This is a genomic window from Paraburkholderia fungorum (assembly GCF_046027605.1).
Taxonomy (GTDB): Bacteria; Pseudomonadota; Gammaproteobacteria; order Burkholderiales; family Burkholderiaceae; genus Paraburkholderia; species Paraburkholderia fungorum_F.
In genome coordinates this window covers 204,352-226,171 of record NZ_JAQQEF010000008.1, presented here as the reverse complement: position 1 = coordinate 226,171, position 21,820 = coordinate 204,352, and the positions used below count along the sequence as shown (strand labels likewise).

At 62.4% G+C, this 21,820-nt stretch carries 20 protein-coding genes; 2 read left to right on the top strand and 18 right to left on the bottom strand.

Annotated elements, in window-relative coordinates; genetic code table 11:
• The first annotated feature begins 232 nt into the window (after positions 1–232).
• Positions 233–1,159: an alpha/beta hydrolase gene (locus PQR53_RS16000; protein WP_408455447.1), complete on the top strand. Its 927-nt coding sequence runs from the start codon at positions 233–235 to the stop codon at positions 1,157–1,159.
• 150 nt (positions 1,160–1,309) lie between these two features.
• Here the strand turns inward: PQR53_RS16000 and PQR53_RS15995 are convergent, their stop codons facing one another.
• Positions 1,310–2,110 carry an enoyl-CoA hydratase gene (locus tag PQR53_RS15995; protein ID WP_408455444.1) on the bottom strand — a complete coding sequence of 267 codons (801 nt, stop codon included), beginning with the start codon at positions 2,108–2,110 and terminating at the stop codon, positions 1,310–1,312.
• 79 nt (positions 2,111–2,189) lie between these two features.
• Positions 2,190–3,113 carry a histone deacetylase family protein gene (locus tag PQR53_RS15990; protein ID WP_408455442.1) on the bottom strand — a complete coding sequence of 308 codons (924 nt, stop codon included), beginning with the start codon at positions 3,111–3,113 and terminating at the stop codon, positions 2,190–2,192.
• Positions 3,114–3,394: 281 nt separating this feature from the next.
• Between PQR53_RS15990 and mltB the strand changes: the two genes are divergently transcribed.
• Positions 3,395–4,543: a lytic murein transglycosylase B gene (gene mltB / locus PQR53_RS15985; RefSeq protein WP_408455440.1), complete on the top strand. Its 1,149-nt coding sequence runs from the start codon at positions 3,395–3,397 to the stop codon at positions 4,541–4,543.
• Between the two features lie 210 nt (positions 4,544–4,753).
• Here mltB and cysM read toward each other — a convergent pair whose 3' ends face one another.
• The 16 genes from cysM to PQR53_RS15905 form a co-directional block, all read right to left on the bottom strand.
• The gene (gene cysM / locus PQR53_RS15980; RefSeq protein ID WP_408455438.1) at positions 4,754–5,656 is read right to left on the bottom strand and encodes a cysteine synthase CysM; all 903 of its coding nucleotides are present in this window, start codon (positions 5,654–5,656) and stop codon (positions 4,754–4,756) included.
• A 367-nt stretch (positions 5,657–6,023) separates the two neighbouring features.
• Positions 6,024–6,407: a ComEA family DNA-binding protein gene (locus PQR53_RS15975; RefSeq protein WP_408455436.1), complete on the bottom strand. Its 384-nt coding sequence runs from the start codon at positions 6,405–6,407 to the stop codon at positions 6,024–6,026.
• 77 nt (positions 6,408–6,484) lie between these two features.
• Positions 6,485–7,477: an ADP-glyceromanno-heptose 6-epimerase gene (gene rfaD, locus PQR53_RS15970; protein ID WP_408455434.1), complete on the bottom strand. Its 993-nt coding sequence runs from the start codon at positions 7,475–7,477 to the stop codon at positions 6,485–6,487.
• Positions 7,478–7,592: 115 nt separating this feature from the next.
• Positions 7,593–8,600, bottom strand: coding sequence for a D-glycero-beta-D-manno-heptose-7-phosphate kinase (rfaE1, locus tag PQR53_RS15965; protein ID WP_408455431.1), 1,008 nt, complete (start codon positions 8,598–8,600; stop codon positions 7,593–7,595).
• The gene (locus PQR53_RS15960; RefSeq protein ID WP_408455428.1) at positions 8,554–9,969 is read right to left on the bottom strand and encodes a UDP-glucose dehydrogenase family protein; all 1,416 of its coding nucleotides are present in this window, start codon (positions 9,967–9,969) and stop codon (positions 8,554–8,556) included. Before PQR53_RS15960 ends, rfaE1 begins: the two co-directional genes overlap by 47 nt.
• A 126-nt stretch (positions 9,970–10,095) precedes the next feature.
• Complete coding sequence (gene lapB / locus PQR53_RS15955) at positions 10,096–11,271, bottom strand: lipopolysaccharide assembly protein LapB (protein WP_408455426.1); 1,176 nt, start codon at positions 11,269–11,271, stop codon at positions 10,096–10,098.
• Between the two features lie 69 nt (positions 11,272–11,340).
• Entirely contained in the window at positions 11,341–11,634 is a 294-nt protein-coding gene (locus PQR53_RS15950) for a LapA family protein (protein WP_179733568.1), read from the bottom strand.
• 389 nt (positions 11,635–12,023) lie between these two features.
• Positions 12,024–12,350 (bottom strand): integration host factor subunit beta, encoded by a 327-nt coding sequence (locus PQR53_RS15945; RefSeq protein ID WP_028200079.1) that lies wholly within the window; start codon positions 12,348–12,350, stop codon positions 12,024–12,026.
• Positions 12,351–12,382: 32 nt separating this feature from the next.
• Entirely contained in the window at positions 12,383–14,116 is a 1,734-nt protein-coding gene (rpsA, locus tag PQR53_RS15940; RefSeq protein WP_408455424.1) for a 30S ribosomal protein S1, read from the bottom strand.
• 162 nt (positions 14,117–14,278) lie between these two features.
• A complete protein-coding gene (cmk, locus tag PQR53_RS15935; protein WP_408455421.1) occupies positions 14,279–14,965 on the bottom strand; it encodes a (d)CMP kinase in 687 nt (228 codons plus the stop codon).
• Between the two features lie 35 nt (positions 14,966–15,000).
• Entirely contained in the window at positions 15,001–16,305 is a 1,305-nt protein-coding gene (gene aroA, locus PQR53_RS15930; RefSeq protein ID WP_408455418.1) for a 3-phosphoshikimate 1-carboxyvinyltransferase, read from the bottom strand.
• Positions 16,306–16,323: 18 nt separating this feature from the next.
• The gene (locus PQR53_RS15925; protein ID WP_408455415.1) at positions 16,324–17,265 is read right to left on the bottom strand and encodes a prephenate dehydrogenase; all 942 of its coding nucleotides are present in this window, start codon (positions 17,263–17,265) and stop codon (positions 16,324–16,326) included.
• Positions 17,266–17,316: 51 nt separating this feature from the next.
• Entirely contained in the window at positions 17,317–18,429 is a 1,113-nt protein-coding gene (gene hisC, locus PQR53_RS15920; protein WP_408455412.1) for a histidinol-phosphate transaminase, read from the bottom strand.
• An 81-nt stretch (positions 18,430–18,510) separates the two neighbouring features.
• Positions 18,511–19,593 (bottom strand): prephenate dehydratase, encoded by a 1,083-nt coding sequence (gene pheA, locus PQR53_RS15915; protein WP_408455409.1) that lies wholly within the window; start codon positions 19,591–19,593, stop codon positions 18,511–18,513.
• 78 nt (positions 19,594–19,671) lie between these two features.
• A complete protein-coding gene (gene serC, locus PQR53_RS15910) occupies positions 19,672–20,754 on the bottom strand; it encodes a 3-phosphoserine/phosphohydroxythreonine transaminase (RefSeq protein ID WP_408455406.1) in 1,083 nt (360 codons plus the stop codon).
• 348 nt (positions 20,755–21,102) lie between these two features.
• Complete coding sequence (locus PQR53_RS15905) at positions 21,103–21,708, bottom strand: DUF2059 domain-containing protein (RefSeq protein ID WP_179733584.1); 606 nt, start codon at positions 21,706–21,708, stop codon at positions 21,103–21,105.
• Positions 21,709–21,820: the final 112 nt, after the last annotated feature.

Genomic DNA, 21,820 nt, shown 5'->3' with positions numbered 1-21,820 from the left:
GTTTGCCGACGAGCGTTGTGCGCTCCGACCAAACGGCCGCCGTGGCTTTTATTGGGATTTGAGGCCGCAATTCTACCGCAGCGCCGTCATTCCCTTTAATAATCAATTACGACCTTTTTATAACCACAGAGCATTAGAGGCCTGCCCGGCGCAAGAGGCTCGCGCGCGCGTGCCTGCTGCGACTATGATCGGCCGAACCAGAATCAGGACCCGTTCAGGACAAACAGCAGCTATGGAAACGACTCGACCCGGCAATCCGCGTCCCGCTGCGGACGCTTCTGCCAACACCTCTGCGAACGCCCCCAAAGGCGGCGCCCCGCTGCGCTCGACGGTCACGACGAGCGACGGCATCGAACTGCCGTTGTATCGGTGGCCCGCTACCACTCAACTGCGCGCCACGGTCGCGCTGGTGCACGGGCTCGCGGAGCACGCGGGGCGTTACACGGCGTTGGCGGACCGGCTGAACCCGGCCGGCATTGAACTCGTCGCGATCGATTTGCGCGGACATGGGCATGCGCCGGGCAAACGGGTGTGGGTCAAGCGCTTCGACGACTATCTGCTGGATGCACAGGCCTTGCTCGATGAAGCCGCGACCCGTTGCGCGCCGCTGTTCCTGATGGGCCACAGCATGGGCGGCGCGGTTGCGGCGCTGTATGCGATCGAGCGGCTCGAGGCGAGCGGGCGCCGGCTGAGCGGTCTGATCCTGTCAAGCCCCGCACTCGCGCCGGGCCGCGATGTGCCGCGCTGGATGCTCAAGGTGAGCCAGCTGATCAGCCGCATCTGGCCGACCTTCCCGGCGATGAAAATCGACGCGGCCTTGCTGTCGCGTCTGCAGCCCGTGGTGAACGCCAACCGCAACGATCCGCTGGTTCATCACGGCGCGATTCCGGCGCGTACGGGCGCGGAGTTGTTGCTGGCGATGGCACGCATCGAGCGCGGCCGTGCGGGACTACGTGTGCCGCTGCTGGTGTATCACGGCACCGCCGACAAGCTCACCGAGCCCGAAGGCAGCCGCGATTTCGGCGCGCATGCGGGTTCGCCGGACAAGACGCTCACCCTGCACGAAGGCAGCTATCACGAGACGATGAACGATCTCGACCGGGATCGGGTGATCGGCGCGCTGATCGACTGGATCGGGAAACGGCTGCCCAAAGCCTGAGCGCCGGACGGCGTTTCGACAGAGACAATCGGGTCGAGTGGGTCGACGCGCGGACGCCTCGAGTTTCGGCATCGGGCGGCATCTGGAAGCTGAGGCGTCCGGACGCGTGCGTGCGAGGGGGAGAGCCCGGACGGCAACGACCCAGCCCGGTTAGCGCTTCCAGTCGGGCGGCCGTTTGTCGATGAAGGCCTGCACGCCTTCGAGCGCCGAGTCGTCCATCATGTTGCAGGCCATGGTCTGGCCGGCCAGCTGATACGCCGCTTCGATGCCCATTTCCAACTGCCGATAGAACAGGCCCTTGCCGGCACTCACCGCTTCGACGGGTTTCGCGCAGATGCTTTTCGCGAGCCGCGCGACCTCGGCGTCGAGCGCGTCGGCCGGCACCACGCGATTCACGAGGCCCTGGTGTTTCGCTTGCACGGCGTCGATGAAATCGCCAGTGAGCAGCATTTCGAGCGCCGCTTTACGCGACAGATTGCGCGACAGCGGCACCGAAGGCGTCGCGCAGAAAAGACCCAGATTGACGCCCGAGACGGCAAAGCGCGCGGTGTCAGCGGCGACCGCCAGATCGCACATCGCGACCAGCTGACAGCCGGCGGCCGTGGCGATGCCGTGCACCCGCGCGATCACCGGTTGCGGCAAGCGCTGGATCGTCAGCATCAGTTTCGTGCAGCGCGCGAACAACGCCTGGTAGTAAGCCGGCGACGGCGCCGCGCGCATCTCCTTCAGGTCGTGTCCCGCGCAAAACGCGCGGCCCGCGCCGGCGATCACCACCACCCGCGCATTGGACTGTGCCAGCACCGTCAGCGTCGCTTGCAACTCGTCCAGCAGGGCTTCGGAGAGCGCGTTGAAGGCATCCGGCCGGTTCATCGTCAAGCGGACGACGCCCGGCACGCCATAGGCGTCGTGTTCGGTTTCGACCAGCGAAGCACTGTGCACCTCGGCATTCATGGCTCATTCCTCGTTGAGTTGATGCAGCTCACGACGTTCGCGCAGTTCCCGGAACTTGCAGTGGCTGCCGCGCGGCAGCTCAGATTCCGGCCAGCGAGCGCACGTGCGCGACCACGCTGCGCCCGAGCGCCGACAGGTTGTACCCGCCTTCGAGACAGCTGACGATCCGCCCATGCGCATAACGCTTCGCGATCTCGCGCACCTGGTCGGTGATCCATGCGTAATCGTCTTCGACAAGACCCATGTTGCCGAGATCGTCCTCGCGATGCGCATCGAAGCCGGCCGAAATGAAGATCATCTCAGGCTTGAAATCGTGCAGGCGCGGCAACCACAACATGTCGACCGCCTCGCGCACCGCCATGCCTTTCGAGCGCGCCGGCATCGGCACGTTGCACATGTTCGGCGCCTGATTGTCGGCGCCGGTGAACGGATAGAACGGATGCTGGAAGATGCTGCACATCAGCACACGCGAGTCGCCCGAAAAGGCCGCTTCGGTGCCGTTGCCGTGATGGACGTCGAAGTCGATGATCGCCACGCGCTGCAGGCCGTGCACTTCCAGCGCATGACGGGCGGCGATCGCGACGTTGTTGAAGAAGCAGAAGCCCATGGCCCGCGCCGGCTCCGCGTGGTGGCCCGGCGGGCGCACGCTGCAGAACGCATTGTCGTAGCGGCCTTCGATCACGGCGTCAGTTGCGGCCACCGCGGCGCCGGCTGCGCGCAACGCAGCCTGCAAGCTGTATGGGTTCATCGACGTGTCGGGATCGATTTCGGCGAGCCCCTCCGCGGGCGAACGGCTGCGGATGTAATCGACGTGAGCTTGGGTATGCACGCGCAGCAGCGCGGCGTCATCGGCGAGCGGCGGCGACTCGCGCTCGATCAGCGAGTCGATACGGCTCGCGATCAATTGATCTTCGATTGCCTGCAGGCGCGCCGGGCATTCGGGATGCCATTGCCCCATATCGTGCAGCAAACAATCGGCGTGGGAATAAAAGGCTGTTGCCATGATCCTCTTGCAGCGCGGCACCTTCGAGGCGTGCGCGGCGTGTCTCCGTCCAAGGGCGCGCTCACTGGGCGCGCCAACATTTGCCAAGTTACCACACGATGCGACTGTGACGCGCTGGGCACAGTTTTGCAGAAAGCGTCGGGTATACTGCCCCGAACCGTTTTCCCCCTGTCTCTTTCGCACTGCGCCCCCTGCTCACTATGACCGTCAAGCTTGCTCTGTCTGCACGAAACCGGCTACACCTGAAGACCGTGGCCACCGCACTGTCCGTCGCATCGTGCATGTTCATGGCAACCAGTCCGGCGATCGCGCAAAGCGCCGCGAAGAAACCGCCCGTGCTGCTCGCGCAAAGCCAGCCGCAACCGTCGGTGCCGCAAGGGCAAACCTTCGAGGAAGAGATCATCCCGCAGCGCTACGCGAACAATCCGAACGTCGACGCGTTCATCAGCGACATGTCCGCGCGCTACGACTTCGACGAAGCCGCATTGCATGCGCTGTTCGCTCGCGTGAGCTATTCGGCCACCGCGGTCAAGCTTGTCACGCCGTCGCCCTCACCGTCGATCAAGAACTGGCGCGTTTATCAGTCGCGCTTTCTCGACCAGGTGCGCATCAATGCCGGCGTACGCTTCTGGCGCGCCAACCAGGCCACGCTGCAACGCGCCTATGAAGAGTTCGGCGTGCCCCCGGAAGTGATCGTCGGCATTATCGGCGTGGAGACAATCTACGGGCGCTTCATGGGCAACTTCCGCGTGCTCGACGCGCTGACCACGCTCAGCTTCGACTATCCGAATACCGCCAATCGCGCGGATCGCCAGGCGACCTTCCGCAAGAATCTCGAAGACTATCTGGTGTGGACGCGCGATTCGCAAATCGATCCGACCACCGTGCTCGGCTCGTACACCGGCGCGATCGGGATTCCGCAGTTCCTGCCGAGCAGCATTGTGCAATACGCGGTGAGCTACGACGGCAACAAACAGATCGATCTGCGCACGAACGAGGCGGATGCGATTGGCAGCGTGGCGAATTATCTGCGTCAGAACGGTTGGGAAAACGGCCGGCCGGTGGTGTGGAAGATCGGCACGGACGCCGGCAGCCTGGGCGTCGCGCAAGCGGCCGCCGACGGTCAGCCGGAACCGCATTGGCCGCTGAATCAATTGTTGCGCGCGGGGCTGCTGTTGAACGAGCCGGGACTCGATATCGCGTCGGAGGCCTCGACGCCGGTGACAGTGGTCGATCTGCCGTCGCCGGGGCGCGGTACGGAATATATGCTGGGCTTGAAGAACTTCTATGTGCTGACGCGCTATAACCGCAGTTTCTTCTACGCACTGGCCGTTTATCAATTGGGCCAGCGGGTCAAAGCGCAGATGGAAGCGAGCAACGTGGCGAACGCCAGCAGCAACGCGGCAGTGCCGGACGCGGCTTCGCAATGAACTGAGGGGCGGTGGCCGGACGCTCGCTGCGTCGCGAACGGGTTGGACAAACGGGTCGCGAGTGCTTCACGAGTGGGTTGCTAGCGCTTCACGAACGGGCCGCGAACGCTTCAAGAGCGGGGTCGCGATCGACACAAAAAAGCGCCGGTTAAACCGGCGCTTTTTTTTGGCCAACTCAGCTTGAGGGCCGCTCAATGCGCCGAAGCGCAATCAAGCCGGGAACACCCCCGTCGACAGATACCGGTCACCCCGATCGCAGACGATAAACACGATCGTCGCGTTCTCGACCTGGCGCGCGACACGCAGCGCCACCTCACAGGCTCCGCCCGACGAAATGCCGGCAAAGATCCCTTCGACCGAGGCCATGCGCCGCACCATCGCTTCCGCTGCGGCCTGACTCACATTCTCGACGCGGTCGACGCGGCTGCGATCGAAAATCTTCGGCAGATAGGCTTCCGGCCATTTGCGGATGCCCGGAATGCGCGACCCCTCTTCCGGCTGCGCGCCGACGATCTCGATCGCCTGGTTCTGTTCCTTCAGATAAGTGGACACACCCATGATCGTGCCGGTCGTGCCCATCGACGAAACGAAGTGCGTGATGCGCCCTTCCGTGTCGCGCCAGATTTCCGGGCCGGTGCCTTCGATGTGCGCGGCCGGATTGTCCGGATTCGCGAACTGATCGAGGATGATGCCCTTGCCTTCGCGCTGCATCTGTTCAGCGAGATCGCGCGCGTATTCCATACCGCCCGTGACCGGCGTCAGCACGATCTGCGCGCCATAGGCGGCCATGCTCTGACGGCGCTCCACCGAGAGATCTTCCGGCATGATCAGCACCATCTTGTAGCCGCGGATCGCAGCGGCCATCGCCAGGGCGATACCCGTGTTGCCGCTGGTCGATTCGATCAGCGTGTCGCCCGGCTTGATACGGCCGCGTGCTTCCGCTTTCTTGATCATCGACAGCGCCGGGCGGTCCTTCACCGAGCCCGCGGGATTGTTGCCCTCGAGCTTTGCAAGAATCACGTTGTTGCGGCTGCGGATCTCGTCGTCAGGGAGCCGGACGAGTTGTACGAGCGGCGTATTGCCAATCGTGTCTTCAATTGTTTTGTAAGCCATATCGGGTCGAGTGCTGTCGATGCGCGGAGTCTTCAATCCATCGATTCTAAACCACCGTGCGCGCGGCTGCCGTGCGGCCCTTCTGGCCGCATGGATGCAGGCGCCGGCTGGCGAGCGCGCATGGCGACCCGTCGCCGTGCAAAAAGATCGAGAAGGCCGTGCATCAGTCCGTGCAAAGGGCAGCGCTCAAGCCACGCACAAGCCACTCGGCAAACCACGCAAAAAGCCCGCGGCTGAGAACCGCGGGAGCCAGTCATCTGCATGACAGCTGAAGGAGTGTTCTGACCACTCCGACCATGAAGGGGAACGACGATGGCGGGCCGTGCGCGCAAAAGTGACCGGCCTCGCGCGCACGGCCCGCGTCAGGCTATTTCTTCACCGCCACAGTAGCGTTGCTTTTTTGGGCATTGGCCGCATTGGCGCCACTGCCCGCAGCGGCCGCGCCCTTGGACTGTGCAGACGCCGCAGCCTGCGTGTTAGCAGCCGCGCCAGCCGGACCGACAGCGAGACCCTCCGCCTGCAGGCGCTCGACGGTATGCCCGCCCATGCCTTTGACGCGCTTGCCGAGATCGGCCGGGTCCTTGAACGGACCATGCGCTGAACGCTCTTCGAGAATGGCTTTCGCTTTGGCAGGACCGATGCCCTTGATGCCGCGCAGCGCGTCCTCGTTAGCCGTGTTGACGTCGACCGCCGCATACGCGTGGCCAAAAGCGGCGAGCATGGCCGCGGTAACCAGAATTTTTCGAAACATATGGAATCTCCCTCGTACAACCGGTTGGCGACCATCACCAACCGGGAGATTCCAGTTTAAAGAGGTATCCGAAAGATTTACACCTGGCCGAATAGCCAACGTACGTATCGATCCACACCTTCCTGCACGCTCAAAAACGGCGCGTCATAACCGGCTGCACGCAGCTTCGTCAGGTCGGCTTGCGTGAAGCATTGATACTTGCCGCGCAATGCATCGGGGAACGGAATGTATTCGATCAACCCGCGTTGCACCTGATCCGCGAGCGACAACGCCGGCTCGCTGTTCAACGCACGCAGCGTGTTGACCACCGTGCTCGCGATATCGTTGAACGGCTGCGCACGTCCGCTGCCCAGGTTGAAGATGCCCGACTTGTCCGGATTGTCGAAGAAGAACAGGTTGACCTTCACCACGTCTTCGACGGAGACGAAGTCGCGTGTCTGTTCGCCAGCGGCATAACCGTTGTATTCGCCGAACAGCTTGACCTTGCCCTCGGCGCGGAACTGATTGAAGTTATGAAACGCCACCGACGCCATGCGCGCCTTGTGCGTCTCGCGCGGCCCGTACACGTTGAAATAGCGGAAGCCGGCAATCTGACTCTTCGCGGTGGGCAGCACGCGGCGAATCACCTGGTCGAACAGGAACTTCGAATAGCCGTACACGTTCAGCGGCTGCTCGACTTCGCGCTCTTCGACGAAGCGGCTCGAGCCGCCATAGGTCGCCGCCGAGGACGCATACAGAAACTGGATGTTCTGCGCGAGACAGACATCCAGCACTTCACGGCTATAGCGGAAGTTGTTATCCATCATGTAGCGGCCGTCGGTTTCCATCGTGTCCGAGCAGGCGCCTTCGTGGAAAATCGCACGCACTTTGCCGAAGTCGCCCCGCTTGAAGCGTTCGACGAATTCGGTCTTGTCGAGATAATCGTCGATCTCGCAGTCGACGAGATTCTTGAACTTGTCCGCGCGCGTGAGGTTGTCGACCGCGATGATGCGTTGTTCACCGCGCTCATTGAGCGCCTTCACGAGATTGCTGCCAATAAAGCCGGCCGCGCCGGTGACGATGAGGGTCATGATGATCCTGCGCTAATGATGTTCAGTTGACGCCGCGCTGCTTGCGGAGAATTCCGGCGGATTCCGCTGCCTCGCGTCACAAAAGGGCGCACGGCGGGGAACCCGGCGGCACGCATCAATGAAAGAGTTCGTCGTAAGTGACGGTGGCGGTGCCGAGCTTGCCGACCACGATGCCGGCCGCCCGATTCGCGAGCCCGACCGCCTCGACCAGCGTCAAACCCGCGCCGAGCATGGCGGCGAGCGTGGCGATCACCGTATCGCCCGCGCCCGACACATCATACACTTCGCGTGCAACGGCCGATGCGTGCAGGATGCCGTCGTCGGAGAAGAGCGTCATGCCCTCTTCCGAACGTGTCAGCAGCAACGCGTTGAACTTGAGATCGGCGCGCAACCTGGTAACGCGCGCGATCAAATCTTCCTCGGATTTCCACTGACCGACCACCTCGCGCAACTCGGCGCGATTCGGCGTGATCAGCGTGGCGCCGCGATAGCGCTCCCAGTCGTCGCCCTTCGGATCGACCAGCACTGGCTTGCCCGCCGCATGCGCCTTCGCGATCATCTGCGTGACGTGCGTGAGACCGCCCTTCGCGTAGTCCGACATCAGGATTACGTCGTGCGATGGCAGCAGGTCGTCGAACCGCGCGAGGCCCGCGAGCAGCACTTCATGCGCCGGCGAGTTTTCGAAGTCGACGCGCAGCAACTGCTGCTGACGCGACAGCACGCGCAGCTTGATGGTCGTGAGCAGATCCGGATCGCGCTCCAGATGCGGCACGACACCGCTTTCGCCAAGCAATTGCACGATGCGCTCGCCGGGCTCGTCATGGCCGACCACGCACAGCAAACCCGCTTGTGCGCCGAGCGCAACGGCGTTGCGCGCCACGTTCGCCGCACCGCCGAGGCGGTCTTCCTGACGCTGCACGTGTACGACCGGCACGGGCGCTTCAGGCGAAATACGGTTCACGTCGCCGAACCAGTAGCGATCGAGCATCACGTCGCCGACCACCAGTACGCGCGCCGCGCCGAGGCGCTCGCGCGGCACCACGGTAAGCGCCTCCGCAGGCATGGACTGAGCTGCGTCAGGCATTGCTGGAGACATCGGCCGGAAATTCAGAGGGCTGGGCATAGGGTCGTCCGATCGAGTGATAGTCGATACCGAGTTCGATCATCGCGTCCGGCTCGTACAGATTGCGGCCATCGAAAATCAGCGGTGACTTCAGCACCGATTTCAAGTGCTCGAAATCCGGGCTCTTGAACTCTTTCCATTCGGTGACGACCACCAGCGCGTCGGCACCGGTGAGCGTTTCGTCCTGGGTGCTGGTGAAATGCAGACGCGCGAGTTGATCCGGTGCATCGTACAGATCGATGGCGAACACGCGGCGCGCTTCGGCCACCGCCACCGGATCGTAGGCGCGGACCTGAGCGCCGCGCGCCAGCAGTTCAGCGATCACGCGGCGGCTCGGCGCCTCGCGCATGTCGTCGGTATTCGGCTTGAACGCGAGGCCCCACACGGCGAACGTGCGCCCGCTCAGATCTTCACCGAGTTTGGCCGTGATCTTGTGCACCAGCACGTCTTTCTGCTTGTAGTTCACTTCCTCGACCGCTTCGAGGATGCGCAGATTGTGCCCGCTCTCGCTGGCGGTACGGATCAGCGCCTGCACGTCCTTCGGGAAGCACGAACCGCCGTAGCCGCAACCCGCATACAGAAAGTGGTAGCCGATCCGCGGGTCCGAGCCGATACCGCGACGCACCGCTTCGATATCCGCGCCGACCCGGTCCGCCAGATTCGACATCTCGTTCATGAACGAGATGCGCGTGGCAAGCATCGCATTGGCCGCATATTTCGTGAATTCAGCCGAACGCACGTCCATGTACATCGTGCGTTCGTGATTGCGGTTGAACGGCGCGTACAAACGCTTCATCAGTTCGCGCGCACGCAGGCCGGCTTCGTCTTCGTCGCTGCCGAGCACAATGCGATCAGGGCGCATGAAGTCGTCGACGGCCGCGCCTTCCTTCAGAAACTCCGGGTTGGAGACCACCGAGAAGCGGTGCTGCTCGCTATTGGCGAGCCCGCGTTTGGCCAGCTCCTCTTCGACCACGGCGCGCACGCGCTGCGCCGTGCCGACCGGCACCGTCGATTTGTCGACGATCACCTTGAAGCCGTTCATCGTGCGGCCGATGTTGCGCGCTGCTTCGAGCACGTATTGCAGATCGGCTGAACCGTCTTCGTCGGGTGGGGTCCCGACCGCGATGAACTGCACCTCGCCGTGCGCCACGCTCGCTTTGATATCCGTCGAAAACGTAATGCGGCGAGCCTTGCGCGTACGGGCGATCATCTCCAGCAAACCCGGTTCGTGGATCGGCACGCCGCCGTTGTTAAGGATTTCGATCTTGCGCGGATCGACGTCGAGACAGAAGACGTCATGGCCGATTTCGGCGAGACACGCGCCGGTGACGAGGCCAACGTAGCCCGTGCCGATAATGGAGATTTTCATACGCTTTCCGGTGGAAGTTTCCGGTGAGGGTTTCTCGTAGTGAACAAGGCCGTCATGATCCCGCCTGGCCTACTTCGCCTGGCGGGCCGCCGTCTTTGCGGCTCGACTACACGATTGCATGCGCGCTCAGTTCGACGCCGTGATCGGTTCGACGCGACGCGGCGCATAGGTTTCCCAACCGCTGCAACCCGGGCACTGCCAATAGAACAGCCGCGCCCTGAAACCGCAATTCTGGCACGTATACCGCGGCAAGTTTTTGGTGCGCTGACGGATCAACGTACGCATCAATTCAAGCTCGCTGCGCCGCGGCTCTTCCGCGACCGCTTCCTGAGCCTCGAGAAGACGCGTCATGCCCGCCAGATTCGGCGACTTCTGCATCTGCGAGCGCGCCAGCGCATGAGCGGCGTCGGGCCCGCGGATTGCCGCAATGTGCTGATAGGTGACGTCGAGCAGATCGTTCGACGGATAGCGGTCCACCCACGTAGTGAGCAGATCGGCGCCATCCTGAGGACGACCGAGCGCCTCATAGGCCTTCATCAGCTTTTCGGCGACGAGCGGCAGATAGGCGGCATTCTGTTCCTCGACGCGCCGCCACTGGACGATCGCCGCCTCTTGCGAACCCGCCGTTGCATCGACGTCGCCGAACAGAATCGTGGCGCGTACGTTGGTCGGGTTCGCCTTCAAGGCAAAACCTAGCTGACGGCGCGCCTCGTCCGCGTTTTTCTGCTGAAGCGCTTCCTGGGCGAGTTCGCAATGGAACTGCGCGATCTCCTTGTCGAGCGACTCGGCACCCATGGTTTCCAGGTGGCGCGCGATGTCGATCGACTTAACCCAGTCTTTCTCGATCTGGTAGATGGTCAGTAGCGCACGCTGCGCGCCCAGCGCGTAATTACCCGTCTCGAGCGAGCGGAAGGTCTCTTCGGCGCGATCGAGCAAACCGGCCTTCAGGAAGTCCTGGCCCAGTTCATACAGCGCGTGATCGCGCTCGGTGACGGGTAGATCGGTACGGCTCAACAGGTTCTGATGCACGCGAATCGCACGGTCGGTCTCGCCGCGGCGGCGGAACAGATTCCCCAACGCAAAGTGCAACTCGATCGTTTCCGGGTCGAGCTTGACGACTTCGATAAACGCGTCGATCGCCTGGTCGGGCTGCTCGTTGAGCAGGAAATTCAGGCCGCGAAAGTATGAACGCGGCAGGTTGGCGCTTTCGGACAGCAGCGTCTTGAGGTCGTAGCGCGCGGCCATCCAGCCGAACGCAAACGCGACGGGTATGACAAGCAGCCACCAGAAGTCTAGATCCATGCGATTAATGCAAATGTGCGGGACAGCGGAAACGGAAAGCCGCGCCTCGGAAGCGCGGCAGAAGACAACTTAGATCAGCGGCGGCATGGGCGGTTGTTCGACCACCACGGGGGCCTCACGCGCCACACGCAACTCGCGTTTGAGCCGGCCATTTTCCATGCGCAGGCGCACCATGGCCGGCACTGACGACACCAGCCCGGCCAGCAACCCCACCACGAAGAACGCGAGCCCGATCAGGATCAATGGCGCCGACCACGCGTAGCCGGCGAGGAAATTCAACGTAGCAGGTTGTGTATTGGAGAGTGCGAGCACCAGCAGGAGCACGAACACCAGCACACGGATCAGCCAGACGATAAATTTCATGAATAGGTCTCTTGACGGCAGTTGCGGGGTGACGCCGGCTTGATGACGCGTCGCGCCACGGTGTTGCCCGCGCCGAAGTGACCCGTATTGTAATTGAAGCCCTCGCGGCTGGGCAGGAACTGGCTGATTGAGGACTTGCGCGAGGTTGCCCCCCCGCGGGTGGTCGCCTGTGCTGGGGTGCTGGATTTTGCGGATAGGCTGTATGCGTACAGGGGCCGCCTCGTCAAAGCTACCGGTGAAAAACACAGCTGACAACAGCGACGAACGAAAACGACGGATGAAAACTACGGACAAAAAAAAGCGCCCGAAGGCGCTTTTTCTGGTCTTTTGCCGTCTGGCCTTGGCCGCTGACGCTACCAATGCCACGCTGCTCGCTCGCAGCGAAGCATTTACAGGTCGTCGTCATCCGGCTCATCGGCCTTCAGCGGCTCGCCCGAGCGTCGATCTACCCGTTCGCGCAATTCCTTGCCCGGCTTGAAGTGCGGCACATACTTCTCAGGTACCAGCACCTTCTCGCCCGATTTCGGATTACGCCCGACGCGGGAGGGACGACGATTAAGGCCGAAGCTGCCGAAGCCGCGAATCTCAATGCGATGACCGTTGGCAAGTGCCTCCGACATCGCATCAAGCATCGTCTTCACCGCGAAATCCGCATCTTTAAGTACAAGCTGCGGAAATCGCGTAGCCAGCTGGGCGACCAATTCCGATTTGGTCATACTGCAGCAGACCTCTCAAGAAAACTCAAGGCTTACTGGTTCTGGCCGTCGAGCTTGGCCTTCAACAGCGCGCCGAGGTTCGTCGTGCCGGTAGCAGCCGAGTTCGAATCCGACGAAGCCAGGCCGCGGATCGCTTCCTGTTGCTCAGCCGAATCCTTGGCCTTGACCGACAGGTTGATACCACGCGACTTGCGATCGATGTTGATGATCATCGCGTTGACCTTGTCGCCTTCCTTCAGCACGTTGCGAGCATCTTCCACGCGGTCTTGTGCGATTTCCGAAGCGCGCAGGTAGCCTTCGACTTCCGCCGACAGCTGAACCACTGCACCCTTCGCGTCCACCGTCTTGACCACGCCGTCGACGATCGAACCCTTGTCGTTCATTGCAACGAAGTTGCTGAACGGGTCGCCTTCGAGCTGCTTGATGCCCAGCGAAATGCGTTCCTTCTCGACGTCGATGCCGAGAACGATCGCTTCCACTTCGTCGCCCTTCTTGTACTTGCGAACTGCTTCTTCGCCCGTTTCGCTCCACGACAGGTCCGACAGGTGAACCAGACCGTCGATGCCGCCCGGCAGACCGATGAAGACGCCGAAGTCAGTGATCGACTTGATTGCGCCTTGCAGCTTGTCGCCCTTCTTGAAGTTGCGGCTGAAGTCGTCCCACGGGTTCGGCTTGCACTGCTTCATGCCGAGGCTGATACGGCGGCGGTCTTCGTCGATTTCCAGAACCATGACTTCGACTTCGTCGCCCAGCTGAACAACCTTCGACGGTGCAACGTTCTTGTTCGTCCAGTCCATTTCCGACACGTGAACCAGGCCTTCGATACCCGATTCGACTTCGACGAATGCGCCGTAGTCGGTGATGTTGGTGACCTTACCGAACAGGCGCGTGCCCGACGGGTAACGGCGGGAAATGCCTTCCCACGGATCGTCGCCCAGTTGCTTGATACCCAGCGAAACGCGGTTCTTCTCTTGATCGAACTTGAGGATCTTCGCGGTGACTTCCTGGCCAACCGACAGCACTTCGCTCGGGTGACGCACACGACGCCATGCGATGTCGGTGATGTGCAGCAGGCCGTCGATACCGCCGAGGTCCACGAACGCGCCGTAATCGGTGATGTTCTTCACCACGCCTTCCACGATCGCGCCTTCCTTCAGCGTTTCGAGCAGCTTTGCGCGCTCTTCGCCTTGGGTCGCTTCGATCACGGCACGGCGCGACAACACGACGTTGTTACGCTTGCGGTCGAGCTTGATGACGCGGAATTCCAGCGTCTTGCCTTCGTACGGGGTCGTGTCCTTGACCGGACGCGTGTCAACCAGCGAACCCGGCAGGAACGCGCGGATGCCGTTGACCATGACGGTCATGCCGCCCTTGACCTTACCCGTGATCGTGCCGGTCACGAGTTCGTTGTTGTCGAGAGCCTTTTCCAACGACAGCCACGAAGCCAGACGCTTCGCCTTGTCGCGCGACAGGATCGTGTCGCCATAGCCGTTTTCCAGCGCGTCGATCGCGACGGAAACGAAGTCGCCCGCCTGCACTTCTACCTCGCCCGCGTCGTTCAGGAACTCTTCGAGCGGGATGTAGGCTTCGGACTTGAGACCAGCGTTGACGACCACGAAATTGTGGTCAACACGCACGACTTCGGCGGAGATCACCTCGCCAGCGCGCATGTCTTGCTTGGTCAGCGACTCTTCGAACAGAGCCGCAAAAGATTCGGTATTCGGGTTGGAAGTTTGCAGGTCGGACATAAAAATCAAATTTTGCATGGTGCTCGCGGTGCCCGGCTGGCCGGGACGGTCAGCAACTTCGGCAGAATGCGAATGCCACGCGGGGTTAAGGGGTTGATACACGCTCCACGACACACGCGGAGCACCTACTGACAACGGTACTTCTACTGCGCCCACTGCTCATACAGCCATAAGCAGTTATCAAACATGCGGGACCCATGCTTCATACCACTGCACCACCTGCTCGACCGCCTGGTCGACGGACAATGCGGAGGTATCCAGCAGCTTTGCATCCGCTGCGGGCTTGAGCGGCGCGGCCGCGCGCTGACTGTCACGCTCGTCGCGCTCACGCAAATCCCGGAGCAAGTCAACTATATTAGCAGAAAATCCTTTTTGGATCAATTGCTTATGCCGGCGCGCCGCGCGGGCCTCGACGCTGGCGGTCATGAACACTTTCAGCATGGCATCCTGGAAGATCACCGTGCCCATGTCCCGACCGTCGGCGACCAGCCCCGGTTCCTTACGGAAAGCCCGCTGACGGGCCACCAGCGCGGTCCGCACCGGCGCGTGCACGGCTATCGCCGAAGCGCGGCTGCCTACTTCCTCCGCGCGAATGTCGGCGGACACGTCAGCGCCGTCGAGTTGCGCCAGCCCCTCGCGAAAGGTGATGTGCAGATCGTCGATCAGTTTGACGAGGGCGTCGACGTCGTCCGCCCCAATGTTATAGCGCATGCTGGCCAGCGCGGCCAACCGGTAAAGTGCGCCGCTATCCAGCAAGTGGAAGCCGAGGCTCGCAGCCACCAGCGCGGCCACCGTGCCTTTGCCGGAGGCGCTGGGGCCGTCGATTGTAATGACGGGCGTCTGGTGAAAGGGACGGATCGGTTTCATCGAAAAAGTCGCACGTCAGTCGATTCGGGGGCGAATCAGGGTTGAGCCAGCGCAGTGAAGCGCTCGAAATAATCAGGGAATGTCTTGCCGACGCACTTCGGATCGTTGATCCGGATCGGCACGCCGCCCAGACTCACGAGCGAGAAGCACATCGCCATACGGTGATCGTCGTAGGTGTCGATCGCGGCGTTTGGAATCAGCTTTTCGGGCGGCGTGACGACGAGGTAATCTTCGCCCTCCTCCACCTTGGCGCCGACCTTACGCAGTTCGGTTGCCATGGCGGCGATCCGGTCGGTTTCTTTCACACGCCAGCTGGCGATGTTGCGCAGCGTGGTCGTGCCGTCCGCGAACAGCGCGGCGACGGCGATCGTCATCGCCGCGTCGGGAATCAGGTTGAAGTCCATGTCGATCGGATCGAGCTTGCCGTTGTCGTTGCCGACGCCGCGCACCTCGATCCAGTCATCGCCCATTTGCAGGTTCGCGCCCATCTTGATCAGTGCGTCTGCAAAGCCGACGTCGCCCTGGATGCTGGACCGGCCGACGCCCTCCACTTTCAGCGGACCGCCGCCGAGCGCGCCGGCCGCGAGGAAATACGACGCCGACGATGCATCGCCCTCCACCATGATCGTGCCCGGCGACTGATAGCGCTGCCCGGCCGGCACGATGAAGCGGTGCCATTCATGGCGCTCGACCTTGATGCCGAAGCGCTCCATCAGCTTGATCGTGATCTCGACGTACGGCTTCGAGATCAACTCGCCGTCGACCTGCACGGTCGTCACACCGCTTTCCGTGCGCAACAGTGGCAGCGTCATGAGCAGCGAAGTCAGGAACTGGCTCGACACGTCGCCACGCACCCGGATCGGTGCGTCGGCCAGAATCCGCGCCGGGCGAATCCGCAGCGGCGGATAGCCTTCATTCTCTTCGTAGTCAATCTTCGCGCCGATCTGCCGCAAGCCGTCGACCAGATCGCCGATCGGCCGCTCGTGCATGCGTGGCACGCCGTGGATACGATAGTCGCCGCCATTCACCGCGAGCGCCGCCGTCAGCGGACGCACCGCCGTGCCTGCGTTGCCAAGGAACAGATCGGCGGTACGCGCCGTGAACGCGCCGCGCGTGCCGGTCACGACACAGGTGTCGCCTTCGCGGGTCAAGCGCACGCCGAGCTTTTCGAGCGCGGCGAGCATCACGCGGGTGTCGTCGGAGTCGAGCAGGTTTGTGATCGTCGTTTCGCCTTCAGCGAGCGCGGCGAGCAGCAGCACACGATTCGAAATGCTTTTCGAACCGGGCAAACGGACCGTGCCGGACGCACGAGAAAAGGGTCCGAGATCGAGGAATTCCATGATTGAGTCCAATTCCGGTTATTTCGAAGCGTCGCCGAGGGTGGCCCCGGCAGTGCGCTGTTCCTGCCATTCGCTGCGCGCGACGCGCGAGCGCGCGAACACGGCTTCGAGCGCGGCACCGTCTCCGGCGTCGATCGCGGCGCGCAAGCGCGCGAGCACCGCCGTGTAGGCATCCAGTTCATCGAGCAGCGCAACGCGATTGGCCACACACACGTCGCGCCACATTTCCGGGCTCGACGCGGCGATCCGCGTGAAGTCACGGAAGCCGCCGGCGGCGAATGAGAATTTCAGCGCGGCGTCGGGCGAAGTGAGAATCTGCTCGACCAGCGCGAAAGACAAAACGTGCGGCAAATGGCTGACCGACGCGAGCACGCGGTCATGCTGCTCGGGCGTCATGTCCCGCACACACGCGCCAGTAGCGCGCCACATCGCGGCCACGCGCTCGACCGCTTCCGGCGCGTTCTCCGGCAGCGGACACAACACGACGTTGCGGTTCACGTACAGATCGGCCAACGCGGCATCCGGGCCGCTCGCCTCACGGCCGGCAATCGGATGGCCCGGAACGAACTGGCCGATGCGCGCACCGAGCGCCGCGCGTGCCGAAGCGACCACGTCGGACTTGGTGCTGCCAGCATCGGTAAGGATCGTGTCTGCATCAAGAAACGGCGCAATGCGCTCGAGCAACGGCTGTGTCTGCGCGACGGGCGCGGCAAGCAGCACGAAGTCGGCGCCGGCGAGCGCATCGCGCAATGCGACGTCGTCATTCAACGCCGCGGCGCCGTCGATCACGCCCAACTCCAACGCACGCACCGTCGACGCGGACGAACGCCCAACGCCAATCACCGCGCGCGCGCCAGCCGTCTCGCCCCGCTCGCGCAGCGCGCGCGCGAGCGAGCCGCCGATCAGGCCGACACCGAAAATCACCAGCTTGTTAAAAGAGAACGCGGCCACGTCGGTCACAGAATAAGCGCGCCTTCCATCAAGCGAGGCACGCGGGTCAAGGTCGACCGCTTACGCGGTGGCGAGCGTCTTTTCGAGCGCTGCGATGAACGCCGCGTTTTCTTCTGGCAGGCCGATCGTGATGCGCAGCCATTGCGGCAAACCGTAGTTGCCGACCGGGCGCACGATCACGCCCTGCTTCAGCAGTTCCAGATTGACGCGGTTGCCGGCTGCGTCGTCGTTGCCGACGCGCACCAGCACGAAATTGCCGTCCGACGGCACATATTCGAGGCCGAGCTTGTCGAACGCCGCGGTCAAGAAGCGATAGCCCTGCGCGTTCAAGGCCGCGCTTTTTTCCAGAAACACCTTGTCGTTCAGCGCTGCGATCGCCGCGGCTTGCGCCAGCGTATTCACGTTGAATGGCTGACGCAGACGGTTCAGCAAATCGGTCAACTCCGGCTGCGCAATCGCGAAGCCCACGCGCAAGCCGGCGAGGCCAAACGCCTTCGAGAACGTGCGCGACACCAGCAGATTCGGATAACGGCGCACCCACGCGATCGAATCGTAGCGCTTTTCTTCCGGCAGATATTCCGTGTACGCCTCGTCGAGCACGACGGCGACGTGACGCGGCACCTTGTCGAGAAACGCTTCGAGCTTCTCGCCTTCGATGAACGTGCCGGTCGGATTGTTCGGGTTCGCGACGAAGATCAGACGGGTGTCGTCAGTGATCGCGGCGAGCATGCCGTCGAGATCGTGGCCATACTTGACAGCCGGCACGACGATCGCACGCGCACCCAGGCCTTGCGTGGCGAGCGCGTACACTGCGAATGAATATTGCGCGTAGACGATCGACTGCCCCTTCTCGACGAACGCGTGCGCCGCGATTTCGAGAATGTCATTGCTGCCGTTGCCGAGCGTGATCCAGTCGGCCGGTACGCCGTAGCGCTCGCTCAGCGCTGCCTTCAGTTCGAATGCATTCGCGTCCGGATAGCGGCCGAGTTCGCTGGCCGCCTGCGCGATCGCACGTTGTGCCGATTCCGGCATGCCAAGCGGATTTTCGTTCGACGCGAGCTTCACGATGGTCGCTTCGTCGAGGCCAAACTCGCGGGCCACTTCCGAAATCGGCTTGCCGGCGATGTAAGGCGCAATCGCGCGCACATAGGAAGGACCGAAAGACGTTGTCATGAAAATCTCCGAACGACTAATTAGTAGTAAATGCAGATGTGGCAGGCGCGCCCGGGTGACGTGAGCGCGCCTCGACAGACATTAGCGGGCGCGCGGATACGAACCGAGTATCTTCAGGAACGCGGCCTTCTCGCCAAGTTCGGTGAGCGCGGCGGCGACCGCCGGCTCGTCGCGATGGCCTTCGACGTCGATATAGAAGTAATACTCCCACGTGCCGACGCGCGCTGGGCGCGACTCGAAACGGGTCATGGATACACTATGACGCGCCAAAGGCTCCAGCAACTTGAACACGGCGCCCGGCTCGTTCGCCACCGACACGATCAGCGAGGTCTGGTCATGTCCGCTAATGCCGGTGCGCTCCTTGCCGATCATCACGAAACGCGTGCGGTTGTGCGGATCGTCCTGGATCAGGGCGTAGGCAACCTGCAGACCGTAATGCGTCGCGGCGCGATCGCCGGCGATGGCTGCGACAGTTGGATCTTCCGCCGCCATGCGCGCGGCTTCGGCATTGCTCGACACCGCCTGGCGCTCGAGGTGCGGCGCATTGGTTGCGAGCCAGCGCTGGCACTGGGCCAGCGCCTGCGCGTGCGCGCACACGCGCGTCACGCCGGTGAGGCCGCCGTTCAGCGTCAACAGGTTATGGTGAATCGGCAAGGCCAGTTCGCCACCGATTGTGAGCTGAGTTTGCAGCAACAGATCCAGCGTGCGCGACACCGCGCCTTCGGTCGAATTTTCGACTGGTACGACGCCGAATTCGGCGGCGCCCGCTTCGACCGAACGAAACACTTCGTCGATCGACGGACACGGCAGACCTTCGATCGACTGACCGAAGTATTCGTGCATCGCCTGTTCGCTATAGGTGCCGACCGGACCGAGATACGCGGCCTTGATGGTCTTCTCGAGCGCGCGGCTCGCGGCCATGATCTCGCGCCAGATCGCGCTGATGTGCTCGCTGGCCAGCGGCCCGTCGCTCATGTCCTGCAGGCGCGCGATCACCTGCTGCTCGCGCTCGGGGCGGAACACCGGCGCGTTGAAATGCTTTTTCACCTCGCCCACTTCGAGCGCCACCGCGGCGCGCTGATTGAGGAGCGCGATCAACTGCGCGTCGAGCGCGTCGATACGTTCGCGAAGGGGTTTGAGTCGGGTATTGAGTTCGTCGTCCATGCGTGAAAACGGCCCTGCCGGTAGCTGCTGCACAAATGCGTGCTGGAAAGGATGCGCGCACCTGAATGTCGGAGACGATCAGGCGCTGCGCTGTTCGAATTCCTTCATGTATTCGACAAGCGCTTTGACGCCTTCGAGCGGGACGGCGTTATAAATCGACGCCCGCATGCCGCCGACGGACTTGTGGCCCTTTAGCTGCACCATTCCCCGCGCTTTCGCGCCGGCCAGGAAATCATCGTTGCGCGACTCGTCGGCGAGGAAAAACGGTACGTTCATCCGCGAGCGCGAGCCACGCTCGACCTTGTTCAGATAGAAACTGCTCGAATCGATCGCGTCGTACAGGAGCTTCGATTTTTCGAGATTACGCGCTTCCATCGCGGCAAGGCCGCCCTGCTTCTTCAACCACTTGAACACCAGCCCTGCGACGTAAATCGCGTAGGTGGGCGGCGTGTTGTACATCGAATTGTTCTCGGCAACGGTTTTCCATTCGAACGCCGACGGGCAGATTGCCTGCGCGCGATCCAGCATGTCTTCGCGCACGATCACGACCGTTACGCCCGCCATGCCGATGTTCTTCTGCGCGCCGCCAAACAGTACGCCATATTTGGCGATGTCCATGGGGCGCGACAGGATGTGCGACGACGCGTCAGCCACCAGCGGAATCTCGCCGAGATCGGGAATCTCGAACGTCTCGACGCCGTGGATCGTTTCGTTCGTGCACAAATGCACGTAAGCCGGGTCGTCTGACAGTTGCCATTCCGAGCGCGCCGGCGCGCGCGTGAAGCCCTCAGCCGTCTGGCCGCTCGCCGCCAGATGCACGGCGCCGTACTTTTGCGCCTCTTTCAGCGACTTCTGCGACCACGAACCCGTCACGACGAAATCCGCGCGCGGCTTCGCGCCCATCAGATTCATCGGCACGATCGCGTTTTCACCCAGGCCGCCGCCTTGCAGAAACAGGATGCGATGGCTGGCGGGCACCGCGAGCAACTCGCGCAGATCGACGAGCGCTTCCTCGTGGATCGACATGAATTCTTTGCCACGATGGCTCATTTCCATCACGCTCATGCCGCTGCCGTGCCAATCGAGCATCTCGTCGGCCGCCAGACGCAGCACTTCTTCGGGCATGGCCGCTGGGCCGGCGGAGAAATTAAAAACGCGCATCGTGAGATCCTGGAAGCTGGCGCGAAAAACGAACAGATCGCGCAAAAATCGGCGAATTCGGCAGCCGCTGCAACGGCAGCCCCGGCAAAGTTAGCGACGCGAACTCGACGACGCGAGTTAAACGGCGCATGTCTGACAAACGATTTCGCGCCCAAAAGAAAATGGCCGTCTGCGCGTGTGCGCAAACAGCCATTATCGCATTGTCGCCGCTAACCCGCCAAACCCCGCATACCGTATAGCTTGCCGAGCAGCGGCCAGGGCGATGTCAGCGCAGCCTTTCGACCTTTTCAGCCCAATAAGCGGCTCAGCGAGCGAGCAGGCCTATGAGCCCACTCGCTTCGTCAAAACTTACTTAGCCGGCTTGACCGAAGCGACTTCCTTGTCAGCCTGGTCACGCGTTGCCTTGATCGATTGCGGCATGTACTTTTGCATCAAGCCGTTCACGACGTCGCGGCCAACCTGGTCCTGGACCTGGATGAACTTGCGGCCGGTCGGGCTCTTGTAGAACGCGGTCAGATCCTTGATTTCCGATGTGCTGTAGTACTTCGCGTAAGCGTCGTACTGAGCTTGCATTGCGTCCTGGCGGAAGCTGTCCGTTGCGAACACCTGGCCCGCGCCGTCAACCAGCTTCGGTACCGAGTTCTTTTGCAACGTGGGGACGGAAGCCTGCTTCTGCTTGTCCGTCATCGTCTTGTTTTCGCTCAAGGCATCCGACAGGATGGCCGGAACCAGCTGCTTCGCTTGCATTTGCGCGCTGTTACCGATTGCACCGACGAGCTTCTGTGCGTCGATTGCATCCAGCAGGTCCTTGATTGCAGCCTGCTTGGCCGGATCAACCGGTGCCGCGGCAGCAGCCGGAGCCGCCGCCGGGGCTTGGCTCTGAAGCGCTTGAGCCATAGCGAAGGTCGGCACCAGGGCAGCCAGCAACATCAGTTGTTTGAATCGTTTTTGCATCATTACTCCCTAAGAGAAATTAACTTGAACTGCGAGCTGCGCGAGATGCGTATCGGCCCGACACGCCATTGTTCCCTGCGCAGCTTTCAACCACTAACTGAGACTGAAAGCT